General features: G+C 66.6%; 29 protein-coding genes. 7 read left to right on the top strand and 22 right to left on the bottom strand.

Features of this window, described 5'->3' with window-relative positions:
* Positions 1 to 235 precede the first annotated feature (235 nt).
* The 7 genes from U5798_RS30155 (at position 236) to U5798_RS30125 (ending at position 10,346) form a co-directional block, all read left to right on the top strand.
* Positions 236 to 2,119, top strand: a complete 1,884-nt coding sequence (locus tag U5798_RS30155; RefSeq protein ID WP_322084104.1) for an extracellular solute-binding protein — start codon at positions 236 to 238, stop codon at positions 2,117 to 2,119.
* A gap of 12 nt (positions 2,120 to 2,131) precedes the next feature.
* The gene (locus U5798_RS30150; protein WP_124451874.1) at positions 2,132 to 3,184 is read left to right on the top strand and encodes a microcin C ABC transporter permease YejB; all 1,053 of its coding nucleotides are present in this window, start codon (positions 2,132 to 2,134) and stop codon (positions 3,182 to 3,184) included.
* Positions 3,138 to 4,241 carry an ABC transporter permease gene (locus tag U5798_RS30145; protein WP_322084103.1) on the top strand — a complete coding sequence of 368 codons (1,104 nt, stop codon included), beginning with the start codon at positions 3,138 to 3,140 and terminating at the stop codon, positions 4,239 to 4,241. Before U5798_RS30150 ends, U5798_RS30145 begins: the two co-directional genes overlap by 47 nt.
* On the top strand, positions 4,241 to 5,875 hold the full coding sequence (locus U5798_RS30140) for an ABC transporter ATP-binding protein (RefSeq protein WP_124452018.1): 1,635 nt from the start codon (positions 4,241 to 4,243) through the stop codon (positions 5,873 to 5,875). Before U5798_RS30145 ends, U5798_RS30140 begins: the two co-directional genes overlap by 1 nt.
* Before the next feature lie 76 nt (positions 5,876 to 5,951).
* Complete coding sequence (locus U5798_RS30135; protein WP_322084158.1) at positions 5,952 to 9,125, top strand: multidrug efflux RND transporter permease subunit; 3,174 nt, start codon at positions 5,952 to 5,954, stop codon at positions 9,123 to 9,125.
* A 347-nt stretch (positions 9,126 to 9,472) separates the two neighbouring features.
* Positions 9,473 to 9,976 carry a DUF3653 domain-containing protein gene (locus tag U5798_RS30130; RefSeq protein ID WP_322084102.1) on the top strand — a complete coding sequence of 168 codons (504 nt, stop codon included), beginning with the start codon at positions 9,473 to 9,475 and terminating at the stop codon, positions 9,974 to 9,976.
* A 13-nt stretch (positions 9,977 to 9,989) separates the two neighbouring features.
* On the top strand, positions 9,990 to 10,346 hold the full coding sequence (locus U5798_RS30125) for a hypothetical protein (protein ID WP_322084101.1): 357 nt from the start codon (positions 9,990 to 9,992) through the stop codon (positions 10,344 to 10,346).
* A 92-nt stretch (positions 10,347 to 10,438) separates the two neighbouring features.
* Here the strand turns inward: U5798_RS30125 and U5798_RS30120 are convergent, their stop codons facing one another.
* The 22 genes from U5798_RS30120 to U5798_RS30015 all read right to left on the bottom strand — a co-directional run bounded on the left by U5798_RS30120 (position 10,439) and on the right by U5798_RS30015 (position 21,792).
* Entirely contained in the window at positions 10,439 to 10,690 is a 252-nt protein-coding gene (locus U5798_RS30120; RefSeq protein ID WP_322084100.1) for a hypothetical protein, read from the bottom strand.
* The gene (locus tag U5798_RS30115; RefSeq protein WP_322084099.1) at positions 10,690 to 11,127 is read right to left on the bottom strand and encodes a holin family protein; all 438 of its coding nucleotides are present in this window, start codon (positions 11,125 to 11,127) and stop codon (positions 10,690 to 10,692) included. Before U5798_RS30115 ends, U5798_RS30120 begins: the two co-directional genes overlap by 1 nt.
* A 3-nt stretch (positions 11,128 to 11,130) precedes the next feature.
* Positions 11,131 to 11,580 carry a hypothetical protein gene (locus tag U5798_RS30110; RefSeq protein ID WP_322084098.1) on the bottom strand — a complete coding sequence of 150 codons (450 nt, stop codon included), beginning with the start codon at positions 11,578 to 11,580 and terminating at the stop codon, positions 11,131 to 11,133.
* Complete coding sequence (locus U5798_RS30105; protein WP_322084097.1) at positions 11,577 to 11,900, bottom strand: hypothetical protein; 324 nt, start codon at positions 11,898 to 11,900, stop codon at positions 11,577 to 11,579. Before U5798_RS30105 ends, U5798_RS30110 begins: the two co-directional genes overlap by 4 nt.
* Positions 11,897 to 12,523 carry a glycoside hydrolase family 104 protein gene (locus U5798_RS30100; protein ID WP_322084096.1) on the bottom strand — a complete coding sequence of 209 codons (627 nt, stop codon included), beginning with the start codon at positions 12,521 to 12,523 and terminating at the stop codon, positions 11,897 to 11,899. Before U5798_RS30100 ends, U5798_RS30105 begins: the two co-directional genes overlap by 4 nt.
* On the bottom strand, positions 12,523 to 12,834 hold the full coding sequence (locus tag U5798_RS30095) for a hypothetical protein (protein ID WP_322084095.1): 312 nt from the start codon (positions 12,832 to 12,834) through the stop codon (positions 12,523 to 12,525). The genes U5798_RS30100 and U5798_RS30095 overlap by 1 nt, the downstream gene beginning before the upstream one ends.
* Position 12,835: 1 nt before the next feature.
* Positions 12,836 to 13,396: a hypothetical protein gene (locus U5798_RS30090; RefSeq protein WP_322084094.1), complete on the bottom strand. Its 561-nt coding sequence runs from the start codon at positions 13,394 to 13,396 to the stop codon at positions 12,836 to 12,838.
* A complete protein-coding gene (locus tag U5798_RS30085) occupies positions 13,396 to 14,184 on the bottom strand; it encodes a hypothetical protein (RefSeq protein ID WP_322084093.1) in 789 nt (262 codons plus the stop codon). Before U5798_RS30085 ends, U5798_RS30090 begins: the two co-directional genes overlap by 1 nt.
* Entirely contained in the window at positions 14,184 to 14,729 is a 546-nt protein-coding gene (locus U5798_RS30080) for a hypothetical protein (RefSeq protein ID WP_226190822.1), read from the bottom strand. The genes U5798_RS30085 and U5798_RS30080 overlap by 1 nt, the downstream gene beginning before the upstream one ends.
* The gene (locus U5798_RS30075; protein WP_322084092.1) at positions 14,726 to 15,136 is read right to left on the bottom strand and encodes a hypothetical protein; all 411 of its coding nucleotides are present in this window, start codon (positions 15,134 to 15,136) and stop codon (positions 14,726 to 14,728) included. Before U5798_RS30075 ends, U5798_RS30080 begins: the two co-directional genes overlap by 4 nt.
* Complete coding sequence (locus U5798_RS30070) at positions 15,106 to 15,372, bottom strand: hypothetical protein (RefSeq protein ID WP_226190824.1); 267 nt, start codon at positions 15,370 to 15,372, stop codon at positions 15,106 to 15,108. The genes U5798_RS30075 and U5798_RS30070 overlap by 31 nt, the downstream gene beginning before the upstream one ends.
* Positions 15,372 to 15,824: a hypothetical protein gene (locus tag U5798_RS30065; protein ID WP_322084091.1), complete on the bottom strand. Its 453-nt coding sequence runs from the start codon at positions 15,822 to 15,824 to the stop codon at positions 15,372 to 15,374. The genes U5798_RS30070 and U5798_RS30065 overlap by 1 nt, the downstream gene beginning before the upstream one ends.
* A gap of 33 nt (positions 15,825 to 15,857) precedes the next feature.
* Entirely contained in the window at positions 15,858 to 16,859 is a 1,002-nt protein-coding gene (locus U5798_RS30060; RefSeq protein WP_322084090.1) for a major capsid protein P2, read from the bottom strand.
* Positions 16,860 to 16,920: 61 nt separating this feature from the next.
* A complete protein-coding gene (locus tag U5798_RS30055; protein ID WP_257785774.1) occupies positions 16,921 to 17,049 on the bottom strand; it encodes a hypothetical protein in 129 nt (42 codons plus the stop codon).
* Positions 17,050 to 17,056: 7 nt separating this feature from the next.
* Positions 17,057 to 17,233 carry a hypothetical protein gene (locus U5798_RS30050; RefSeq protein ID WP_196487980.1) on the bottom strand — a complete coding sequence of 59 codons (177 nt, stop codon included), beginning with the start codon at positions 17,231 to 17,233 and terminating at the stop codon, positions 17,057 to 17,059.
* A 118-nt stretch (positions 17,234 to 17,351) separates the two neighbouring features.
* The gene (locus U5798_RS30045) at positions 17,352 to 17,996 is read right to left on the bottom strand and encodes a hypothetical protein (RefSeq protein ID WP_322084089.1); all 645 of its coding nucleotides are present in this window, start codon (positions 17,994 to 17,996) and stop codon (positions 17,352 to 17,354) included.
* Positions 17,993 to 18,610, bottom strand: coding sequence for a hypothetical protein (locus tag U5798_RS30040; RefSeq protein ID WP_322084088.1), 618 nt, complete (start codon positions 18,608 to 18,610; stop codon positions 17,993 to 17,995). The genes U5798_RS30045 and U5798_RS30040 overlap by 4 nt, the downstream gene beginning before the upstream one ends.
* A 2-nt stretch (positions 18,611 to 18,612) precedes the next feature.
* Entirely contained in the window at positions 18,613 to 18,903 is a 291-nt protein-coding gene (locus U5798_RS30035; RefSeq protein ID WP_322084087.1) for a hypothetical protein, read from the bottom strand.
* Between the two features lie 11 nt (positions 18,904 to 18,914).
* Positions 18,915 to 19,130: a hypothetical protein gene (locus U5798_RS30030; RefSeq protein ID WP_322084086.1), complete on the bottom strand. Its 216-nt coding sequence runs from the start codon at positions 19,128 to 19,130 to the stop codon at positions 18,915 to 18,917.
* A gap of 122 nt (positions 19,131 to 19,252) precedes the next feature.
* Entirely contained in the window at positions 19,253 to 20,908 is a 1,656-nt protein-coding gene (locus tag U5798_RS30025) for a replication endonuclease (protein ID WP_322084157.1), read from the bottom strand.
* A 382-nt stretch (positions 20,909 to 21,290) separates the two neighbouring features.
* Complete coding sequence (locus tag U5798_RS30020; protein WP_322084085.1) at positions 21,291 to 21,521, bottom strand: hypothetical protein; 231 nt, start codon at positions 21,519 to 21,521, stop codon at positions 21,291 to 21,293.
* Between the two features lie 94 nt (positions 21,522 to 21,615).
* Positions 21,616 to 21,792 carry a hypothetical protein gene (locus U5798_RS30015; protein WP_322084084.1) on the bottom strand — a complete coding sequence of 59 codons (177 nt, stop codon included), beginning with the start codon at positions 21,790 to 21,792 and terminating at the stop codon, positions 21,616 to 21,618.
* Between the last annotated feature and the right edge of the window lie 385 nt (positions 21,793 to 22,177).

The raw sequence follows: 22,177 nt of genomic DNA, 5'->3' as shown, positions 1-22,177 counted from the left end.
CGTGATGGATTGACAGGCTTGGACGGGCCGCTCCACGTCCACAACCCCCCCCTTTAATTGGAGCGGCCCTTTTTCGCCTGGCGCCACGCATGCCCGCAACCGCGGCACGCGATGGCGCAGTGTTTCGATCGTTTGCAACACGAACTACCGGCGGGACGCGGCCAGTACGCGGCGTCCGGCACAGGCATCCACCGCGTGCAGGCTTCGCGCCCGCACGCTTCCGGACAGACTGACCATGAGACTGTTGAAATGGCGATGGGCACACGTGCCGCACCGCGCGCGGATTGTGCTGTTCGCCTGCGCGGCGCTGCTCGTGTCGGGCGGTGCGATGCCGCGGGCCGCGCTCGCGGTGCCGGCGATTTCGCAATACGACCAGCCGAAATATCCGCCGGATTTCACGCATTTCGACTACGCGGACGTGAATGCGCCCGACGACGGCACGCTCGATTTCGAAAACTACGACGAAGCGCAAAGCTACGATTCGCTGAATCCGTTCCTCGTGCGCGGCTCGCCTGCGCCCGACATCAAGAACCTGATGTTCGACACGCTGATGCAGCGCAGCTGGGACGAACTCGCATCCGAATACGCGCTGATCGCCGACGACGTCGAACTCGCGCCGGACCGGCTGTCGGCGACGTTCCATATCAACCCGGCCGCACGCTTCTCGAACGGCGACGCGATCACCGCGGCAGACGTCAAGTATTCGTTCGACACGCTGACGAGCCCGCAGGCGTCGCCGCTCTACAACGCGCAGTTCTCGATCATCAAGCGTGCGGTGGTGGTCGACGGCCACACGATCCGCTTCGAGTTCAAGCACGCGGAGCGCGACGCGGCGCTGATCGCGGGCGACCTGCCGGTGTTCTCGCCGAAATGGGGGCAGCGCGCGGATGGCACGCGGCCGCCGTTCGACCAGATCGCGGCCGTGCCGCCGATCGCGAGCGGTGCGTACCTGATCGAGCAGCGCAGGAACGACAAGCAGATCCGCTACGTGCGCAATCCGCACTACTGGGCCGCGAACCTGCCGTCGCGACGCGGCATGTTCCGCTTCGCCCACGTGTCGTTCAAGCTGTACCTCGACCAGTACACGGCGCTCGAGGCGTTCAAGGCCGGTGACGTGGACGCGCGGATGGAATACAGCGCGACGCAGTGGGCGCGCAAGTACGTCGGCAAGAATTTTCGCAACGGCCTGCTGAAGCAGGGCGAATTCCCCGACGGCCCCGCGCAGATGCAGGGCTTCCTGATGAACCTGCGCAAGCCGATGTTCCAGGACGTGCGTGTGCGGCATGCACTTGCGCTGGCGTTCGACTTCGACTGGATGAGCCGGATGATGTTCTACGGGCAGTACCGCCGCACCAGCAGCTTCTGGGAGGCGAGCCCGTTCGCGGCGTCCGGCATGCCGAGCGCGAAGGAGCTCGCGCTGCTGGAACCGTACCGGTCGACCTTGCCGCCGGCCGTGTTCGGCCCGATGATCAGCCAGCCGTCGACGCTGCCGCCCGGCTCGCTGCGCGCGAACCTGAAGGAAGCGCGCGACCTGCTCGAGCAGGCCGGCTGGCGCTACCGGGACGGCGCGCTGCGCGACGCGAACGGCACGCCGATGACGATCGAGATCATCGACGACCAGCCGGGCATGGATCGCCTGATCCTGCCGTACACGCAGGCGCTCGCGACGCTCGGCATCCACGCGTACCTGCATGAGATCGACAGCGCCGTCTACCTGAAGCGGCTCGACAATTTCGAGTACGACATGACGACGTACATCTACCTGCCCGTGACGATCCCGGGCGCGGAGCTGACGCGCCGGTTCGGCAGCGCGGCCGCGTCGCAGCCGGGCTCCGAGAACTATCCGGGCGTGAAGTCGAAGGCCGTCGACGCACTGATCCGCGCGGCGCTCGCGGCCGACACGCTGGACGATCTCGAGACGGCCACGCATGCGCTCGACCGCGTGCTGATCAACCTGTACGTGCTGATCCCGCAGTACTACCTGCCGAACGCGCGGATCGCGTACAAGGCAACGATCGGTCATCCGGCCGTCGTGCCGGACTCCTATCAGTACGAGGACTGGATCATCGACTACTGGTTCGTGAAGAAGCCGGCGACACAACCGGCGCCGGCGGCCTGACGGGGAACGACGATGCTGGCATACATATTCAGGCGGCTGCTGCTGATGATCCCGACGCTGGTCGGGGTCGTGACGATCACGTTCGCGGTCACGCAGTTCGTGCCGGGCGGCCCGGTGGAGCAGGTCCTTGCGCAGTTGCGGCACGGCAGCGCACGCGGGGGCGAGGCGGGCGGAGGCGGGGGCGGCTATCACGGCAGCCAGGGCGTCGATCCGCAACAGATCGCGCAGATCCGCAAGCAGTTCGGCTTCGACAAGCCGCCGCTCGAACGCTACCTGCTGATGCTGAAAAGCTATGCGACGTTCGACCTCGGCCAGTCCTACTTTGCGCACCGCAGCGTGTGGGCGGTGATCCGTTCGAAGCTGCCGGTCTCGATCACGCTCGGGCTGTGGACGGTGATCCTCACGTATCTCGTATCGGTGCCGCTCGGCATCGCGAAGGCGGTGCGCAACGGCTCGCGGTTCGACACCGTGACGAGCGTGCTGGTGCTGACCGGCTATGCGGTGCCGGGTTTCGTGCTCGGCGTGCTGCTGCTGATGCTGTTCGGCGGCGGCACGTTCTGGCAGGTGTTCCCGATGCGCGGGATCACGTCGGACAACTTCGACGACCTGACGTTGCTCGGCAAGACGCTCGACTATCTGTGGCACATCGTGATGCCCGTCACGGCGGCGGTGATCGGCAATTTCGCGATCGTCACGATCCTGACGAAGAACACCTTCCTCGAGGAAATCGGCCGGCAGTACGTGCTGACCGCGCGGGCGAAGGGGGCGCCGGAGCGCGACGTGCTGTGGAAGCACGTGCTGCGCAACGCGGCGATCCCGCTGCTCACCGGGTTGCCGGCGGCATTCGTCGGCGCGTTCCTGAACGGCAACCTGCTGATCGAGACGCTGTTCTCGCTCGACGGAATGGGGCAGCTGTCGTACGACGCGGTGATCCGTCGCGACTATCCGGTCGTGCTCGGCTCGCTGTTCCTGTTCACCCTGATCGGTCTGCTGACCAAGCTCATCGCGGATATCTGCTATGTCCTCGTCGACCCCCGTATCCAGTTCAGCCGTCTGGACCACTGAGCCCGCGTGCGCGCCGTCGCCTTCGCCGTGGCGGCGTACGTGGCAGCGTTTTCGCGCGCAGCCGCTCGGCTTCGCGAGCCTCGTGATCTTCGTCGTGCTGTTCGCGCTCAGTCTGTGCGCCGATGGTTTGTCGAACGACCGGCCGCTGCTCGTGCGCTACGACGGGCACTATTATTTTCCGATCCTGAAGGACTATCCGGAGACCGAGTTCGGCGGCGATTTTCCCGCGAAGACGAACTATCTCGATCCGTACATTCGGGCGAAGCTCGAATCGCACGGCAATTTCGCGATCTATCCGCCGAACCGCTATCGCTACGACACGATCGACTACTTCGCGTCGCGGCCGTATCCGGCACCGCCGTCGGCGAGCAACTGGCTCGGCACCGATCAGTTCGGGCGCGACGTGCTCGCGCGGCTGCTGTACGGGTTCCGGCTGTCGGTGCTGATGGCGTTCGCGCTGACCGTGTCGGGCGTGCTGGTCGGCGTGCTCACGGGTGCGCTGCAGGGCTTCTACGGCGGGCGCACCGACCTGATCGGCCAGCGCCTGATCGAGATCTGGAGCGCGCTGCCGGACCTGTACCTGCTGATCATCTTCGCGTCGATCTTCACGCCGTCGCTGTGGCTGCTGTTCATCCTGCTCTCGATGTTCGGCTGGCTCGTGCTGTCCGACTACGTGCGCGCCGAATTCCTGCGCAACCGCACGCTCGATTACGTGAAAGCGGCCCGCACGATGGGGCTGACGAACGCGCAGATCATGTGGCGCCACGTGCTGCCGAACAGCCTCACGCCGGTGATCACGTTCCTGCCGTTCCGGATGAGCGCCGCGATCCTGTCGCTGACGAGCCTCGATTTCCTCGGTCTCGGCGTGCAGCCGCCGACGCCGAGCCTCGGCGAACTGCTTCAGGAGGGCAAGAACAATCTCGATGCGTGGTGGATCTCGATCTCCGCGTTCGCTGCGCTGGTGGTGACGCTGCTGCTGCTGACCTTCATGGGCGACGCGTTGCGCAACGCGCTCGACACGCGCGCGCGCGGCTCGGCGTTCGGCGGGGGGCGATGATGGCGAACGCGTTGTTGCAGATCGACGGGTTTTCGGCACGCTTCGGCGCGAAACCGGCCGTGCAGGACCTGAGCCTGTCGATCGGCCGCGGCGAGCGCGTCGCGCTCGTCGGCGAATCGGGGTCGGGCAAGAGCGTGACGGCGCTGTCGATCCTGCGGCTCGCGCAGCAGGCGACGCTGTCGGGACGGATGCTGTTCGACGGCGAGGACCTGCTCGCGAAGACCGAACGGCAGATGCGCGGGATTCGCGGCGCGGACATCGCGATGGTGTTCCAGGAGCCGATGACTGCGCTGAATCCGCTGTATACGATCGGCAAGCAAATCGCCGAGAGCCTGCGGCTGCACGAAGGGCTGCGCCCGGGCGACGCGCGCGAACGCGGGATCGCGCTGCTGCGGCGCACCGGGATTCCGGAGCCGGAGCGGCGTATCGACAGTTTTCCGCATCAGTTGTCGGGCGGGCAGCGCCAGCGCGCGATGATCGCGATGGCGCTCGCATGCCGGCCGCGGCTGTTGCTGGCGGACGAACCGACGACGGCGCTCGACGTGACGGTGCGCCAGCAGATCGTCGATCTGCTGATCGAACTGCAGGAGCAGGAAGCGGCCGCACGCGGAATGGCCGTGCTGCTGATCACGCACGACCTGAACCTCGTGCGGCGCTTCGCGCAGCGCGTGGCCGTGATGGAGCAGGGCGTGCTGGTGGAGACGAACACGACCGACGCACTGTTCGCCGCGCCGCAGCATGCGTACACGCGCCGGTTGCTCGACAGTGCGCCGCAGCGCGCCGTCGAGCCCGTCGCGGCCGGGGCGCAGACGATCCTCGACGTGCGCGATCTCGCCGTCGACTACCGCATCGCGGCGAAAGGTTGGCGTGCGGTGCTCGGCAAGACGACGTTCCGCGCCGTGCATGACGTGCGGCTGACGCTGAAGCGTGGCGAAACGCTCGGGATCGTCGGCGAGTCGGGGTCGGGGAAGTCGACGCTCGCGGCGACGGTGCTCGGCCTGCAGCGGCCGGCGGCCGGCGCGATCGAGATCGACGGCTTGCCGCTCGACACGCTGCGGACGACGGGGGGCAGGCGCACGCTGTACGGCAGGATGCAGGTCGTGTTCCAGGACCCGTTCGGCTCGCTGTCGCCGCGGATGACGGTCGAGCAGATCGTCGGCGAGGGGCTTGCCGTGCACCGGCCGCAGGTGGCCGGCGACGCACGGCGTGCGCGGATCGCCGCGCTGCTGCAGGAGGTCGGCCTGCCGGCCGAGTCGATGCTGCGGTATCCGCACGAATTTTCCGGCGGCCAGCGGCAGCGGATCGCGATCGCGCGTGCGCTGGCGGTGGAGCCGGAACTGCTGGTGCTGGACGAGCCGACGAGCGCGCTCGACGTGTCGATCCAGAAGCAGGTGCTGAATCTGCTGACGAATCTGCAAAAGAAGTACAAACTCAGCTACCTGTTCATCACGCACGATCTCGCGGTCATGCGGGCGATGGCCCACCGGGTCGTCGTGATGAAGGCGGGGCGCGTGGTCGAGGAGGGCGATACGCTCGACGTGCTGCATGCGCCGTCCCATCCGTATACGCGTGCGCTGCTTGCGTCGTCGATGCTGGCGCCGGTGCGCGACTCCCGAGAGAGAACCGATGATTGACGTGTACCGGGCGCAGCGCGCCCAGGCCGAGCGCGAGCCGCTCGGCACGACGCCGTCGGTGCGCTGACGCATGTCGATGCCGTCGTTCTTCATCGATCGTCCCGTCTTTGCGTGGATCGTCGCGCTCGCGATCGTCGTCGCGGGCGTGCTCGCGATTCCGCAGCTTCCGATCGCGCAGTATCCGCGCCTGGCGCCGCCGCGCGTCGTGATCACCGCCGCATACCCGGGCGCGTCGACCGAGACGGTCGACGGCGACGTCGGCAGCATCATCGAGGAAAGCCTCGACGGCGCCGACGGGCTCCTGTACTACGAGACGAGCAGCGACGGTCACGGCAACCTCGAGATCGACGTGACGTTTTCGCCGGGCACCGATCCCGACATCGCGCTCGTCGACGTCAACAACCGGCTGAAGCAGGTCGAGTCGCGCTTGCCGCAGCAGGTCGTCCAGCAGGGGATCGGCGTGTTCAAGGCGGCGAACACGTTCCTGATGCTCGTCACGCTGACGTCGACCGACGGCCTGCGCGATTCCGCGCAGCTCGGCGACTACCTGAACCGCTACGTGCTGCGTGAACTGAAGCGCGCGCCGGGCGTCGGCGCGGCCGAGCTGTGGGATGCCGACGAAGCGTTGCGGGTCTGGCTCGATCCGCACAAGCTGCGCGAATACGGCCTCGGCGCCGACGACGTGATCGCGGCGATCGGCGCGCAGAACGCGACGGTGACGGCCGGCGCGATCGGCGACGCGCCGTTTCCGGGCGGCCAGCAGCTCACCGCGCAGATCGTCGTCAAGGGGCAGCTCGCGTCGCCGGACGAGTTCGGCCGGATCGTGTTGAAGTCGAAGACGGATGGTTCGGCGGTGCGCGTCGCCGACGTCGCGCGCGTCGAGATCGGCCGCGACGACTATTCGTTCTATTCGCGGCTGAACGGCCGCCCGGCCGCGACGGTCGGCATCCAGCTCGGCCCGCGCGGCAATGCGCTCGAAACGTCGAACGCGATCCGTGCGCGGCTCGCCGAGCTGTCGCGGACGTTGCCGCCGGGCGTCGCGATCGAGATCCCGTTCGACGGCGCGCATTTCGTGACGATCGCGATCCGCGAGGTCGTGCTGACGCTGATCGAAGCGGTCGTGCTGGTGTTCTGCGTGATGTGGCTGTTCCTGCGCGACCTGCGCTACACGCTGGTGCCGACGGTCGTGATTCCGGTCACGCTGATGGGCGCGTTCGTCGCGATGTGGGCGTTCGGGCTGTCGATCAACGTGTTCACGATGTTCGGTCTCGTGCTGGCGATCGGCATCATCGTCGACGACGCGATCGTCGTCGTCGAGAGCGTGCACCGCGTGATGGAGGAGGGCGTGTCGCCGCGCGACGCCACGCGTCGGGCCATGAAGCGGATCGGCGGGGCGATCGTCGGCGTGACGGCCGTGCTGACCGCCGTATTCGTGCCGATGGCGTTCTTTCCGGGCACCGTCGGCGGCATCTACCGCCAGTTCGCGGTGGCGATGATCGCGTCGATGCTGGTGTCGTCGTTCATGGCGCTGTCGCTCACGCCCGCGCTGTGCGCGAACCTGCTCAAGCCGGTCGCGCCGCACGATCGCGGAGCCGGCCAGGCGCGACGACGCGGCCTCGGTGCGCGCCTGGCCGACCGGTTCGGTGCAGGCTTCACGCGCGTCGAGGCCGGTTATCGCCGCGTCGCCGTGTTCGCGGTGCGCCGCACCGGTATCGTCGTCGCGGTCTACGCGGCGCTCGTGCTCGGCTGTGCGCTGCTGTACTGGATGATGCCGGGCGGTTTCCTGCCGACCGAGGACCAGGGGCAGCTGCAGGTGATGATCCAGTTGCCGGCCGGCGCGACGCAGGCGCGCACGCTCGTGGCCGTCGAGCGGGTCGAGGCGATCCTGCGCGCGGAGCCGGCGATCGCGAACGTGACGAGCGTGATCGGCTGGAGTTTCGCGGGCAGCGGGCAGAACGTCGGGATGGCGTTCGTGGAGTTGAAGGACTGGGCGCAGCGCGACGTCGACGCGATGACGTTGCGCGACCGGCTCAACCGGCGTTTCGGCGAGATTCTCGACGGCGACGTCGAGGCGTCGCTGCCGCCGTCGGTGCGCGGCATCGGGCATTCCGACGGGTTCACGTTCCGGCTCGAGGATCGCGGCGGTGTCGGGCTCGATGCATTGAAGGCGGCCCGCGAGCAGCTGTCCGAGCGCGCGAAGGCCGATCCGCTGCTGGCCGCCGTGCATTTCGAAGACCTGCCGGACGCGCCGCGTATCGAGCTCGACGTCGATCGCGCGAAGGCGTATGCGCTCGGCGTGCCGTTCGAGCGGATCGCGGGGCTCCTGGGCGGCACGTTCGGTTCGAACTACATCAACGATTTTCCGGCATCGGGCCGGATGCGGCGCGTGATCATCGAGGCCGAGCCGGGCGCCCGCACGACCGACACGCAACTGATGGCGCTGACCGTGCCGAACCGCACCGGCGACATGGTGCCGCTGTCGGCCATCGCCGCGCCGCACTGGACGATCGGCCCGGTGATGCTGAACCGTTACAACGGCTATCCGTCGCTCGACATCAGCGGCCGGGCGGCGACCGGCACGAGTTCGGGTGCGGCGATGGCGGAGATGGAGCGGCTCGCCGGCGCGCTGCCGGCCGGGATCGGCTTCGACTGGGTCGATGCGGCGCGCGAGGAGCAGGTCGCTGCGCGACAAACGCCGCTGCTCGTCGGGCTGTCGGTGCTCGCGGTGTTCATGGCGCTTGCCGCGCTGTACGAAAGCTGGACGATTCCGCTGTCGGTGCTGACGATCGTGCCGCTCGGCATGATCGGCGCGATCGCGGCGGCGCTCGCGCGCGGCATGCCGAACGACGTGTATTTCAAGGTCGGCATGATCACGGTGGTCGGGCTGGCGGCGAAGAACGCGATCCTGATCGTGCAGTACGCACGCGATCTGGCCGCGCACGGCATGTCGCTGCGGCAGGCGGTGATCGACGCGGCCGCCGCGCGATTCAGGCCGATCGTGATGACGTCGATGGCGTTCCTGCTGGGCGTCGTGCCGCTCGTGCTGGCGACGGGCGCGGGCGCCGAAAGCCGGCGGTCGATCGGCACGGGTGCGTTTGGAGGCGTGTTGGCGGCGACGCTGTTCGGGCTCGTGTTTGCGCCGGTTGCGTTTCGTCTGGTGGTGTCTGCAGGCCGGCGCGGTCGGCAGGCTGCCGGGACGCGGCGCGACGCGCGGCGGGCGGAAACGGTCGGGGATCTGGAGGTCGATTGACGGTGGCAGCGGGTTTTTTCGGTCGGATCAATGGCGGGATGGTGCGGATTCGGACGGAAATATCGTATTTGACATAATCATAATTATCGCCTTTTTGCTCATGGTCCGACCCCGGCTGTTTCGCAATTTGTGTGCATCCTGCACGGTTCGGAACATGTTGCCAACTATCACGAACTGTTACCAATTGAAACACGCTATGCGGAGGGAGAAATGCCTTACTTTTCAACGACCTACAATTCCGTAGGGGTTTTCCCTAATGTTGTTTCACAATTGTCTGAATTGTTACGAAAGGTTAAAGAAACTCTCCGTAGGCATGATTCACGGCCCGTCCACCACGTTGCCGCCTCATGTTCCTCCAGCGCTTTTCTTACGTTCCGGGGTTGATCGCCATGGCCCGCTATCACCCCGAACCCGCCCCCAACGAACTGGCCGAGCTCATCGACAAAGCCGTGACCGCCGTCTCACTGCCGGCCGCGCTCGCGATCCTCGGCGTGCACCGCACGACGCTGATGCGCTGGCGCACCGGCAAGGTCCGCGTGCCCAACGCGGCGCTCGCGCTGCTGCGCGTCTGGTCAGAATCGAAACTGCCCGGCATGGGCCGCGAGTGGGACGGCTTCCGCTTCGACGGGAATTTTCTGGTGTCGCCGGCCGGCGTGCGCTACACGCCGCGCGAGATGCTCGCCTGGCACTGGAAGGATCAGCAGCTTGAGCATCAGCGCGACCGGATTTCGCAACTCGAAAAGATCGTGCATGATCAGGCCCGGCGCATGCAGGCCATGTCCTGCGCCGCCAACGATATCGCGCACGACCCGACCCGCCCGCCGTCCCGGCCGCGCCGCGCCGTGCGCTAACCCCGGAGCCCACATGTTAAAAACGCTTGCCGCCGTCGCCCTGGCCGCCGCTTCGCTCGCCGCGCACTCGAGCACCGCATCGGACTATACGACCGTCGCCCGCTGGGTCGATTCCCACGGCATCACGCAGTTTCAAGGCGAATGCCCCGGTAGTTTTGGGCCGATCGGTGTATCGGGCCCGATGGCGATCGACCTGCGTTGCCCGTCGCGTCCCGAGGCGAACGTGATCCTATACGGCGGCCCGCGCGCCACCATCAACGGTAAGCACGCGCGCGCCACCTATCCCGTGAGCGGCACGATTACGCTGACCACGACGGACGGCGCCACCCTCACGTTTGTCTTGCCGGACTGCTCGAAAGACGCGTGCTGATGAAAAAGCCCCGGTTTTCCGGGGCTTTTTTTACTTCCGGCGGCGGAAGCGGCCTTTGCTGTCACGCGGGGGCGTCCGCTTGTGATGCTTGCTCATTCGTCTCTCCGGTAAGCGGCACTGGTTTCGAGCTTCACGACACGCACCTCCAGCGCCGTCACGCGCGCGTCGCGGGTTTCCTCATGGGTCTGCAACCCGAGCAGGGTTTGCTTGACCTCCGTCACGTCGTGCGCGATGCCCGACAGGTTCCACACCACACCCGCGCCGGTCGCTGCGATGGTTGCGAGTGCACCCACCACGCCCCAGAGCGGAATCGTGCGGTCGATCTTGAGCGCGGCGGTCGTCATCAGTTCGCGCCCTTCACTTTTTCCACGGTGCGCGCGGTCGCGAGCCCGAGCATGCCAAACAGGATCGATTGCAGCACCAGGATATCGATGGCCGGCGGCGGTGCCACGTGCAGGAACGCGTCGCACGCCCACGTGATGAACGGTCGCGCGACCATCATGTAGGCCACGCCCGCGCCGCACGTCCATCCGACGAACGGCCGCCATCCCGACTTGAACAGGCTTTCCGACTTCACCTCATCGTCGTCCACCTGGATCTCTGCGAGCCGCGTTTTCAGATCGGCATCGAGCTCCGCGAGCTCGCCGCGCTGCTGCATGTCGAGCAGTTGTAACCGAGCTTGCGCCTGCTGCGCCGGGTCCGGCCATGCGCGCTTGATGATGTCATCCACCAGGCTGACGACGCCGCCACCCGGCCCGAGGATTGCGTCAAGTATTCCCATCTTTCACCACCCTTGCGAATTGCCGAGGTCGAATCCGGCACCTGAGTCCGGTTGTGCACCTGGCGTGCTGCCTGCACCGCTCGGCGCGAACGCCGAACCGTTGACGATCCCCCAGAGCCAGCCCCCGAGCCCGCCGTTACCGGACGTGCCGCCCGAGCCGCCGATCAGCCCCATCGACAACGAGTCGACAACGCCGCTCGGTGCCGCGACAACACCGTTTCCGATCGCCGCCGCGCCGTCTACGGCCGACACGCCCGTGTCGGTCGGCAGGATCGGCGCCGTGGCGGTATCCCACGTCGCGCTCGCACCGTTGGCGACCGCTGAACCCGCGTCGCTAACCCATTGCTTGACCTGATCGACGCCTTTTCCAAGCTTCCGGCTCGCGTACCAGAGCACGGCGCCCGCCGCGAGCGCCGTTACCCCGAATTCGAGCGCATCCGATTTCACGCTCATGGCAGTGTGAAGCCCCAGCTGTTCAACGTGCCCTGCCCGGTCGCATTCATTGCCGCCGCCGCATCCTGGCCGATCGCCGCGCCGAGCGCATCCGGGTTCCAGGAGGTTGAGCTGTAGACGTTGTCGACGCCGCCCGTCATGTTGACGCCGCCGGTCGCCGTGCCGAGCGGAAACGTCAGCGATTGCCACGTCGCGCCCGCGTTCGGGTTGGTCAGCGTCGACAGGCCCGTATTGCGCGCCTGCTGTCCCTTGAAATACTGCACGACTGCGAAGCCCAGCACGGCGACGCCGAGCCCCATCGCGAGATTGTTCAGCTTCATGCGACCGCGCCCCCCGCGCCCTGATACCACGCGATCAGTTGCGACATGCTGTTTTCGTGCTGACCGTATCCAGCGCCCGCCAGCGACGCCCAGACCGGCGCGCACTTCGTGATTGCCGCCTGAATGTTGCCGGCATCGATGCTTGCGAGCGCGCCTTTGTTCGCGGCGAGTTGCAGCGCCATCGCGTCTTGCGTCGACGGCGAAAAATCCGTCAGGCCCGTTTGCCGGGAGACGGTCTGGAACGTTGGCCAGTTGATCTGGTAACGCCCGGCCGCCGTCGAGTTGAGCGCCGAATTGAGGATGCGCGGATGGCGCGAGTAGTCCGAGAACGTGAGCGGGTTCGCGGGCGTCGCGCCAACCAACACGTTGTAGCCGTTATCGGTTTCCGCGAGCAGCGCCGCGCCAATCTCGCTGTAGGCGATCATGTCAAGGAACGCTTGCCGGTTTTGGTTCGGGTCGCCGGTCGGCCCGTAGCTGGTCGTCATATCGAGTAAATCCCCCGCCGTTCCGTCAATCACGTCGCTCGCCGTAAAGCTTGCGACATCCTGTTCCGCCTGACTGCTGGTCACGTACAGCAGGCCCGCCGCGCCAGCCACCAGCAAAAGAAAAGGCGCCGCGCTCATCACTGCATGCAGTTAAACGTCACGTAGTGGCCGCTGATATCGGCCGACGACGTGATCGTGAAACTCGACGTTGTGAGCGCCGCCAGCGCAATCACCGCCGTTCCCGTCCCGAGCCCGCTGACCGTGCACGAAGGCGTCGACGCGTAAGCCTGCTTGAACGTATACGTGCACGACGTGACGCCGCCCGTCCCCACCTGGAACGTGCCGCGCACGTCGTTCGCGAACGCGGCCGAGCCGCCTGAGCCGCAGCTCGACAGCGTGCCGCTTTGCAGCGCAGGCGATGCTGCCGATACGTGATTGTCGAACTGCACGTTACCGGCAGTCGTCAGCGTGAATGCGTCGGTCCTGTCCGCCGTTGAACTGCACCGGCCGGTATTGGCCCGTGCCTGCGATCACCTGCGAGAACAGGTATTTCGTGTTCGAGCCCGCGTACGGCGCACCGAAAATGAATTGCTCCTGATTGGCGCCGCCCACGCGGTTGACCACCAGAAACGCGCCGGCCTGCGGCGACGGGTACAGCACGAAGTCTGTATCCCATCCCGGCAGGTTCGCCGGCCCATTCATCACGATATCGTTCGGCGCGCCGTCGTTCGCGAGCAAGCGGCCCTGGTAGTTGCCGCCGAACTGGATCGAGCCATAGCCGTTCAGTTGCATCGACTTCTCGGCCGGCAATGCGATCTGGTTGTTTCCGTTGTTGGTCAGCGTGATCCCGTTCGTGCCCGCGCTCGTCTGGATCGACACGGCTTGGGTGTTGACGGCCTTCGCCAGTCGGCCCGCGAGCCCCGACAGAAGGTCGGAACTGGATTGCGCGTAGGCGGCTACCGCCGCGACCAGTGCGAGCCCAGCGCCCGCGATTCGGATCGTTCGTTTCATCACGCCACCGTTTGAATGTTTGCCGTCGTGCCCGTGTCGCTCACCGCGTACCACGCCGCTTGCGGCGCGTCGCGCTCGATATACGTATCGCCCGGCTGGATCACCAATGCCGCATTCGCGAACGTCGTGCCGGCCGCCGCCGTGATCGCGAGCTGTCCCGCGCCCGCGTTGCGGATGCGCAGCCCCTTGCGCGCCGCGTTCGCCGCGATCAGCGACGCGCCCGACGTGCCAACCGTAACGGCGCTGGCATCGGTCGGCGTGCTCGCGGGCGGCTGCACCTGCACCGGCACCGTGATATCCGACAGGTGCAGTTGCACCGGCACCGGGTTCGCGGTCGTGTTGTTCACGCCGACGTTGGTTGCCGTGAGCGTTGCGCCCGACACGTTCACCGTGCCCTGCACCTTGACGTTCACCTCTTGCCCGACCGGCGCCGACACTTGCACCGGCGCACCGGGCTCGCTCACCAGCGTGACCGGCACCGGGTTCGCGTTCGTGTTCGTGACGTTCGTGCCGATCTGCGTCAGCTGCAGATCGATATCGCCGTTCGTCACCACGAATTGCACGTTCGCGTCGGCCGTGGTCGAGATTTCCACCTTCGTGAAGCCAGCTGCCGGCGTGAGCTTCACGCCCGCGCCAACGCCGATCACCGTGTCACGCGTGCCGAGGCTATCGGTCAGCGTGATCGTCAGCGTTGATCCGGTATCGCACGCCTGCACGTAGAGCGTGCGGCCACCGATGCCCGCGCTGTATCCGGTCAGTGCGGTAATCAGCTGCTTGATGGTCTGCATCAGACCTCCTTGACGATCAGGGGCATCGATACCGCGAGCGCCGCGACGATCAGCGCGCCGATCATCAGCGTGCGCACGTTCGACGTCTGCGTGTCCTGGTACGCGGTCGAGATCGCGCCGTTCGCCGCGCCGTACGCGCTCGCGACCTGGCCCGATGCCTGCTGCGCGGCGCTGATGGCCGCGCTGGCCGCGTCCGCGTACGCCTGGCGCGTCTTGTCCGCATCGGTCAGGATGCCGTTGATCGCCATGTCGGACGTGTGCGACACCGCCGACATGCTGGCCGTGCCGAACGTTTCCAGTCCCTGCAGCGCGTGCTCGCCCAGCCCGAACGACGCGGCGATCGCCCCGCCGTCGAGCTGGTTGACGTTCAGCGTCACCGTGCCGCCGCTCGACGCGGTCGCGCCGACGCCCGACCCGACGTTGTTGCGCTGGTCGGCGTTGGTCGTCGTCGTTGCTGACGACGAATCGGACGAGCCGCCGCCGTTGGCCGGCACGCACGGCAAGCCCAGCGCCATCAGCTTGATCTGTTGTGGGTTGCGAATCATTGCAAATCCTTCCGCATGACGACGCCAGCCGGCGCGCGCCCCGCGATGTAATAGCCGTAACGTTTCGCCTTGCGGATCAGCCCCGGCCGGCGCGTCTGAAATGCGATGCTGGCGAGCCCGCGCGCATGCGCCTCGACCACGACCGACAGAAACGCGGTCATGTCGAACTCGGCGCCGCCTTGCGCGGCCAGCACGAAACACTCGTTGCCCTGCCGTTGCAGCACATACGCGCCCACGTCGCGGCCGTCGTGTGCGATCACAAAACACCGGCCGATCGCCGTCATGCTCGCGACCGTGTCGACGCCGCCCGTCGTATCGAACGCGTCGACGCGGGCGAGCAGCGGGCGCGCAACATCGGCGCCCACCTCGCGCACCGTTACGGCCGGCGATGCTTGATGACGATCCACGCGACCCCCGCGAGCAGCAGATACGGCATCAGCTGTTGGAACGAGCCCATCGAAAACGAATTCGTCGCGCCCGCCACCGCGCCCGCGATGCTGGTGCCGAGCTGGGGCGAAGCGGACACGATGAACGAGCCGTCCGAGAACGACACCGGGTTGTAGTCCGACGCGTTCGACGGGCCGGCAGAGCCGCCCGCGAACGTGAGCGGCGGAATGGCGAGTCCGGGAAGCGGCGCGACCATTACTTTTCCTCCGCGAGCGCGAACAGCACCACGCCGACCAGCAGCAGCATCATGAAACCGCCGCCCGACTGGTAACGCGTCGCCGGCCCCTGGCCGACCGGGTACACGTAGCCGTTCGGCGCCTTATACGTCGGCAACGCCTGCCCGCTCGCGGTCAGCCCGTGCGAGATCGAGTCAGCCGCGACCAGCGCCGTCAGGCCGCCTTGCAGAATCGTGTTCCAGTCTATCGTGCTGCCGCCGCTTTGCAGCTGCCCGAGCGTCTGCGACGACGCGGACTGCGGCAAGGCGTCGGTGCCGGTCGCCCAGTTGTAGCCGGCGCCCGCCGAGCCGTCCGACACCCCGTAGAGCGTCGAAAACGTCGTGCTGTCGGTGCCGCCCGAGCTGTAATCGCTCAGGGTCGACGGATCGGCGCCGGCCGACCCGTCCGGCATCGTGAAATCGAAAAGCGACATACGCCCTCCTGTAGTGGGTGGACGGCCGCCGCCTTACGCGCGCTGGATCGGGTCAACGATCGACTGATACAGACGCAGGTTGTACGGGCCGCCGGCAGTCGTCAGGCGCAGGAACACGTTGTTCGTGAGCGCCGTATTCAGCCACTTCTCGCGCATGCCCTGCAGGTCGAAGTCGATCACCGTCAGGCCCGGTTGCGACACCTTGCCGTAGTCGGTCTGGTCGCCTTGCGCGTCGCTCGGCGCACCTTCCCAGATGATCACGCCCGCGTTGCGCACCTGCATGTTGGTGATCGTGCCCGCTACTTGCTGGTACGCCCACGTGACGGTGCCGTCCGTGATCGCCCCACCGGTGCCGGTCGGGCCGGCGCCGGACGATGCCGACGTGCCGGCCGTCGTGCACAGGTACAGGTTGCCGCCCGCCGTCACCAGCGCGCCGACCGCGTAGGCCGTGCTCTGCGCCCACGCGGGGCCGTAGTTCGACTGGTGGATGAACAGCTTTTTGATGATCGAGCCCGCGCGGCCGACCGCCAGCGGGATATCGTTGTCCTGGGCGTACGGGAACGCGACCGCGCTGTAGAGGTTCTTGAGCGCCATCGGGTTCTTGCTCGGATCGTTCAGCTGGGCGAACGCCTGCATGTTCAGCGTCGACGGCGCGGTCGGCGCGATCGTGATTTCCCACGTCAGCTTTTGCATCAGCGCCGACGACAGCGCGGTCAGCATGACCTCGCTGGTCTGCGCCGTGGCGCCCGATTTCGCGGCCGACGACTTCGCGTTGCTGCGCAGGAAGTCGAGCACGATCAGCGTGTTCGGGTTCGAGCGGCCTTCATACAGGTTTTCGGCCAGCAGGTCGGCGCCCGTGGTCGTGTAGAAGGGCTTGTCGTTGATCTTGCCGACGATCGACGTGATGTGCGCGACCAGCAGGCCGCCCAGCAGGTTGATCTTGAATTTTTCGTACGTCGGGCCGATCGGGCACGTCAGGATCGCGACTTGACCCGCCGCGATGTTCTGGAAATTTACCAGCCGTTCCTTGCGCATTGTTCTCTCGCTTTCAGAAATGGAAACACGCCGCGCAAAGGCGGCGACCGTCGTGCGCGCGTTACTGCGCGGCGCCGCCGGGCAGGTACGGGCCGACGACCGGGACGGCCATCACGTTTTTCTGGATGAACGCCACGACCGCGAAGGTCGCGAGCGTCGCGAGTGCTGCATGCAGGTGAGCCTTGTTCATTCGATCCTCACGGAGTGGGAAAAAGGGTTTGTTCCGTGCTCCAGATCGAATTACCGTCGACCAGCTTTTTCGCGGCCGGCACCTTGGAAATGATCCAGGCGGCGACGAGCACGCCGACCGTCGTTGCGATCACTTCTTGCGACAGGCGCGGCCACGTAGGCAGGTAAGACGGGTTTCCGGACACGGGGTTGACCAATGGGTGTTGGTGAGCCCCGAGAATCTCCGGAAAAAGGGGGTATGGTCGAAGTCTGCGAATTGCCGCGATTCACGGCGATTCGCAGACCAGCCCCGCGTGTGTTTTTTTACTTTTTCGGGGGCGAGACGGCGCCGGGCGTGTTCGTGCCGGCCATCTTCTGACGATGTATGTAGTGGAACTGTGGCAGCTTGAGCAGCTCGCGCGGATTCTCGATCAGCATCACATCAGCCATCGCGACCGCATCGTTTTTGTAGCCGACGCGGTAGCACCTCAACTCGGTGCAGTTGCCGAAAAAATCCTTGTCGACGTGCGCCGGCCGCTGGCTGGTGCCGATGATCGTCAGCCCCTTGTGTCGGCCGGCTGTCGACAGCTTTTTCCATGCCGGCGGCGCCCAACTCGCCATCGTCACGTTCGACAGTTCCTCGACCACAACCAACCAGCCGGCGAGCTGCCACACGACGCGACAGAACCGGTCGAATTGCTCTTTCAGCTCTTTCGGCTTTTCCGATGGGATGAACACAAGTCGCGTTTCTCCCGCCTTGATCGCGGCGACCAGCGCGGCGATGGAATCGACCTTCCGGCCGCCGATCACGGCCGCGTAATCGTCCGTCTCCTCCAGCGGCGACCAGATCGCCATCGGTCGGCGCTTTGACTGCCGGCGCAGGTAATCCTTGACGAAGATGCCCTTCCCCATGCTGGAGGCACCCACCACGCCGATGATATCCGCGCTGTTGTGGATGCCGGCCGTCATTGCGCGTAGGTCGCCTGGGTGAGCGCCGCGTCGATCGCATCCGCCATGTTCGGCGTGCGCGTGGTCGGCGCGACCGTCGCGGCCGGTGCCGGCGCGCGCGTGGCCGGCCCGACCACGCCCGGCGCGACGTCGGCTTGTGCGGCGGCGGCTCGCGCGACGAGCGCGGCGCGCTGCGCGGCGATCTTCTGGGCCTTCGCGTATTGCGCGGTACCGACCGCGACCGGGAACGAAGCGATGCCGAGCGCGACCAGCGGCGACGACAGCAGCTTTCCGGCGCCGCCCCACCCGTACTTCGCATCGCAGCGCGCGAGTGCCGCGCCGATGTTGTCCATCCGTTCATCCGTCCACACCGGTTTCAGGCCCGGCACGGCCGATACGACGATATCTTGCGCGGCGCGCATCGCCTCACGGTAGCCGGCGACCAGGGCATCCATTTCCGCCTCTGCCGCTTCTGCTTCGGCCTGCTCGACCTTCGCGGCAAGCGCCGCATCCGCATCGAGTTCCTCGCGCGCGATCGCATCGAGCGGATCGAGCGCGGCCGGCTGCTGGTCTGCAGTAGCGTCGGCGCGCACGTCCGGCACGACGACCGGTTGCGGATCAGTGATTTTTGCCATGGTCAAACACTCCAGAATCCGGCGCGGGCCTTCGCACGCGGCGGGTTAGCGGGCTCCGGCGAATTGCCGGGATTCGCGGGAACTTCGGCCGCTGCCGGCGTGGCCGGCGGGGCTTCGTCGGGGTCAACGAACACGCGGACATGCTGGCGGATCAGGCGATCGCCGCGCGGGTTCGTCATTTGCAATTTGGTGCCGCACGCGGCGCACCGGTAGTAGGCCATGCCGGACACGTTCTCCGACACGTCGACCTCCCGGTCGCAGACGTGGCACTCCGTTTTCCCCAGATACGGCATGGCCCCCTCCCTTACGCCGTCTGCTGCGTGGCGTTCGTTTCGACCTGCTGCGGCGCGGCGCCTTCGGCCGGCGCGAACTTCGCTTCGAGCGCCGTCACCAGCGCCTCGACCTGCTCCTCCAGCGCGGTCACCTTGTTGCCGAGCTGGTCGAGCGTGTCCGCCAGGTCGTGACGGTGCTCGATATTCGAGCGGATTTTTTCGGTCAGTGCCTTGATACGTTCCAACATGGTTCACTCCTCATAAAATGCCGCGAATTGCGGCGAATTACAGCGCCTCGACCGCCTTCACCAGACGCTCGATCACTGCGATTTGCTTGTGGGCCAGACCGCGCTCGAACGGCGACAGCGCGTCATGCATGCGGCGAACCTCTGCCGCCGCCGCCTTCGCCTCCCGGACGCTCGATTCGTCCGGTACGTCCTGCATTCCGATCAGCTCCCGATACACCCGATCCTCTTCCAACATCACCCTCTCCCGTACAGTTATTGACACAAGTCCGAGTGCTCGCGGCTGCGCCGCTGCGCGAAACCACCCGCCATTCGTACCGCGTCGACGGAACGAAAATCTCCGTCTCGCGACTGAGTAAACCGACGATGCCGCCCTCATCGATCGTCGCGATGCCGCGCGCGGCGACGCCATGCGGCACCATCACGCGCACGGCGCCGTAACGCCCTTCGCGGATCGTCGGCACGCGCTTCACGCAGACGGCGCGCGCCTCACCCGCAACGCCACCCATCGCCCTGCAGTAGGCCGCCCAGTCCGCCGGCCGCTCCTCAGTTTTTTGCGCTGCCGCCCATGCGTCACGCACAGCCATCGACTCATCCTCACGCGGCAAATCCTCCTGTTTCACGCGTCGCAGCTCGCGCCATACGCCGACCGGCGCCCCGCCGAACTGCTGGAACTGCCGGATTCCCCACGTCGCCGCCCACGTCTCGACGCGCTGCGACGGCGTGATTTCCAGATCGCCCAGCAGGTCGGGCGCGACGATGAAACCCTCGTTGGTCTTGTGGTCGCCCACGTGTGCGCCGTCCACGTTTTTCGCGATGTACTTCGCGATGTAGCCGACCGCCGATCCGCGCGCGCGGTCGATCCGCTCGAACTTCACGCGCCGTTCCTGCGCGCCGCGCTCGTCGCCCGAATCCTTGAGCCCGTGCTTTCGCATCACGCGTTCGAACGTTGCGATATCGCTGGAGAACGCGAGCCCGTGCCAGTGGGGCGTGGCGTCGTGATGAGGTTCCGCGACGCGCATGCCGAAATACCGCACGCCCAGGCGCGCGAGTTCCGCGCGGATGCGCGCCCACACGCGGCGCAAGTACGCCTGCCCGTCGCGCGGGGTGAGCGTCGGGTCGTAGCGCTTGTTCGGGATGCATTTGACCTGTTTCCCCAGCTGCCGCACCGCGTGAAACCGCGACGGGCACGTCAGCGTGAACATCACCGCATCGAAACCCGCATCGACCGCCAGCTCCTCGCAGCCGCGCAGGCGCGTCATCAATTCGCCGCGTCGAATCGCCTTGTTCGCCGTGCCCTTGTCCGCCAGCTCCGCGAGCGTCGCGCGGTAGCCCTCATCGTTTTCCACGACGACTGACTCCAGCATCAGCCGGTTCCTGGCGTTCTGCCCCATGCGGCGCGTCACCGCCTCGCGGCTCGCGTACGGGTCGCCGCCGTAGTGCACCAGGCCGAGCCGCACGCTCGATGCCTCCGCGCCGCGCCCGTGCTGCGTGCGCAGCCGGCGGCGCCACCACAACTCGCAGCGCACGCGCGCGACCTGGCCGTCGCCATCATCGATATCCGGCATCGCGACGCCGTACAGGTCGCAACGCGAGCGCGCGACGATCAGCGCGTCGCCAATCTCGAGCCCGTGCGTTGCCAGCTGCACATCGGCCGCGATGCGCCGCGCCTTCTCTACGATTTCCCAATCGCCAGCGTCCGGCCGGATCGCCGCGTCGCTCGGCGCGTGGTCGCGCGCGAACGCGTCGAGCGCATCGCCGGCCGCGCCGACGTCGAACATGTGCGACGCCTGGCGCGCATGCGCCGAGCGACGCCCTGCCGCGAGCGCCTCGCGAACGGCGCGCCCATACCAGCGCAGCGGCACGCGCTTTTTCAGCCCGTGCGCAGCCGGCAGTGCTTCTACCGATTGCTTGGCGTCGACGGCATAGACCCACATCAGCGCACCCTCACCCGATTCCGGAGATACGGATTCGTATAGCCCATGCGCTGGGCTTCACGCCACGCGGCGCCCATCGTTCGACCGCGCACGATCGCCGTGCCGATGCCGCAATCGATGTACAGGTGCCACCAATCGAATACGTGCACGAATTCCGGTTTTCGGTGCACCGGCGGCTTCAACAGCATGGAATCGCCCAGCTCGGGCGTGTCAAGACCTCCAGCCATCACCGCACCCCCATCACCGACGCCACGGCCAGCTGATACTCAGCCGGCGCCACACTGAATCCGCCGCGCTGCGCGGACCGCTCCGCAAAGCGCTCGCGCACGAACGCGACGAGCGTGCGCGCGGCGCTCGATCCTGCTTCAGTCGCCCGACCGCCGACGCGCGGCAGGCGCGCGCGCACGAACGACGCGTGATACTCGCCTTCATAGCCAATGTCCCCGTCTTCGATCATCGCCACGCCCTCCGCTGCAGCCACGAAAAGCCCCGGTCGACGCACCACGCGCCGGCCACGGCCACCGACCACACCGCCAGCCACTCGCCCGCGCTCATTTCTCGAACTCGCCTTTCGCGACGCCGACCAGCACGGCAGCGATAGCCTCTTCACGCATTGCCTCTGTAGCGTCCGTGACGATCCACCCCGCGTTTCCGGTTTGCAGCATCGCGTCACGATGCCCCCTGTCGTAGGCGTTCGCGATGAGGTTGAATAGCTGTTGCAGATTCATGGTTAGTACCCCCGAACAAGGCGACGCAGCAGGGCGTCAGATTGCGTGACTGCCGCGCGGTACGCGAACGGCCACATCGACGGAAATTCAGCAGCACAAAGCATTTCCCCAGCGCGCCACGCTATCGACACCGCCGCGTGATTGGTCTTTTTCATTGGTATTTGGCCCCGTTTAACGAGACGATCCGCCGTGCATGCAGATGCATGCCGGGTAAGGCTTACAGGCTGATTGAAAGGGAATTAGGCGGTGCAGAAAGCACGGCCGGCGCCGGAGAAACCGGGCCGCAGATGCAGAGCGGGAAGTCGATACAGGGCGCGCCAGAGCGGCTACGCGGACAGGTGACGGCGCCGCCAACGTTGCATTGGCAACCGCTTGACACCTTCAT

The organism is Burkholderia sp. BCC1972, from assembly GCF_905339605.1.
Taxonomy (GTDB): domain Bacteria; phylum Pseudomonadota; class Gammaproteobacteria; order Burkholderiales; family Burkholderiaceae; genus Burkholderia.
Note: the sequence above shows the minus strand (reverse complement) of the source record. Positions and strands in the feature narration are given on the sequence as shown.

Bases quoted from the DNA above. Each gene is read 5' to 3' on its own strand.
- U5798_RS30155 (WP_322084104.1), top strand. From the start codon at position 236: ATGAGACTGTTGAAATGGCGATGGGCACACGTGCCGCACCGCGCGCGG.
- U5798_RS30150 (WP_124451874.1), top strand. From the start codon at position 2,132: ATGCTGGCATACATATTCAGGCGGCTGCTGCTGATGATCCCGACGCTG.
- U5798_RS30145 (WP_322084103.1), top strand. From the start codon at position 3,138: ATGTCCTCGTCGACCCCCGTATCCAGTTCAGCCGTCTGGACCACTGAG.
- U5798_RS30140 (WP_124452018.1), top strand. From the start codon at position 4,241: ATGGCGAACGCGTTGTTGCAGATCGACGGGTTTTCGGCACGCTTCGGC.
- U5798_RS30135 (WP_322084158.1), top strand. From the start codon at position 5,952: ATGCCGTCGTTCTTCATCGATCGTCCCGTCTTTGCGTGGATCGTCGCG.
- U5798_RS30130 (WP_322084102.1), top strand. From the start codon at position 9,473: ATGTTCCTCCAGCGCTTTTCTTACGTTCCGGGGTTGATCGCCATGGCC.
- U5798_RS30125 (WP_322084101.1), top strand. From the start codon at position 9,990: ATGTTAAAAACGCTTGCCGCCGTCGCCCTGGCCGCCGCTTCGCTCGCC.
- U5798_RS30120 (WP_322084100.1), bottom strand. From the start codon at position 10,690: ATGACGACCGCCGCGCTCAAGATCGACCGCACGATTCCGCTCTGGGGC.
- U5798_RS30115 (WP_322084099.1), bottom strand. From the start codon at position 11,127: ATGGGAATACTTGACGCAATCCTCGGGCCGGGTGGCGGCGTCGTCAGC.
- U5798_RS30110 (WP_322084098.1), bottom strand. From the start codon at position 11,580: ATGAGCGTGAAATCGGATGCGCTCGAATTCGGGGTAACGGCGCTCGCG.
- U5798_RS30105 (WP_322084097.1), bottom strand. From the start codon at position 11,900: ATGAAGCTGAACAATCTCGCGATGGGGCTCGGCGTCGCCGTGCTGGGC.
- U5798_RS30100 (WP_322084096.1), bottom strand. From the start codon at position 12,523: ATGAGCGCGGCGCCTTTTCTTTTGCTGGTGGCTGGCGCGGCGGGCCTG.
- U5798_RS30090 (WP_322084094.1), bottom strand. From the start codon at position 13,396: ATGAAACGAACGATCCGAATCGCGGGCGCTGGGCTCGCACTGGTCGCG.
- U5798_RS30085 (WP_322084093.1), bottom strand. From the start codon at position 14,184: ATGCAGACCATCAAGCAGCTGATTACCGCACTGACCGGATACAGCGCG.
- U5798_RS30080 (WP_226190822.1), bottom strand. From the start codon at position 14,729: ATGATTCGCAACCCACAACAGATCAAGCTGATGGCGCTGGGCTTGCCG.
- U5798_RS30070 (WP_226190824.1), bottom strand. From the start codon at position 15,372: ATGGTCGCGCCGCTTCCCGGACTCGCCATTCCGCCGCTCACGTTCGCG.
- U5798_RS30065 (WP_322084091.1), bottom strand. From the start codon at position 15,824: ATGTCGCTTTTCGATTTCACGATGCCGGACGGGTCGGCCGGCGCCGAT.
- U5798_RS30060 (WP_322084090.1), bottom strand. From the start codon at position 16,859: ATGCGCAAGGAACGGCTGGTAAATTTCCAGAACATCGCGGCGGGTCAA.
- U5798_RS30055 (WP_257785774.1), bottom strand. From the start codon at position 17,049: ATGAACAAGGCTCACCTGCATGCAGCACTCGCGACGCTCGCGACCTTC.
- U5798_RS30045 (WP_322084089.1), bottom strand. From the start codon at position 17,996: ATGACGGCCGGCATCCACAACAGCGCGGATATCATCGGCGTGGTGGGT.
- U5798_RS30040 (WP_322084088.1), bottom strand. From the start codon at position 18,610: ATGGCAAAAATCACTGATCCGCAACCGGTCGTCGTGCCGGACGTGCGC.
- U5798_RS30035 (WP_322084087.1), bottom strand. From the start codon at position 18,903: ATGCCGTATCTGGGGAAAACGGAGTGCCACGTCTGCGACCGGGAGGTC.
- U5798_RS30030 (WP_322084086.1), bottom strand. From the start codon at position 19,130: ATGTTGGAACGTATCAAGGCACTGACCGAAAAAATCCGCTCGAATATC.
- U5798_RS30025 (WP_322084157.1), bottom strand. From the start codon at position 20,908: ATGTTCGACGTCGGCGCGGCCGGCGATGCGCTCGACGCGTTCGCGCGC.
- U5798_RS30020 (WP_322084085.1), bottom strand. From the start codon at position 21,521: ATGATCGAAGACGGGGACATTGGCTATGAAGGCGAGTATCACGCGTCG.
- U5798_RS30015 (WP_322084084.1), bottom strand. From the start codon at position 21,792: ATGAATCTGCAACAGCTATTCAACCTCATCGCGAACGCCTACGACAGG.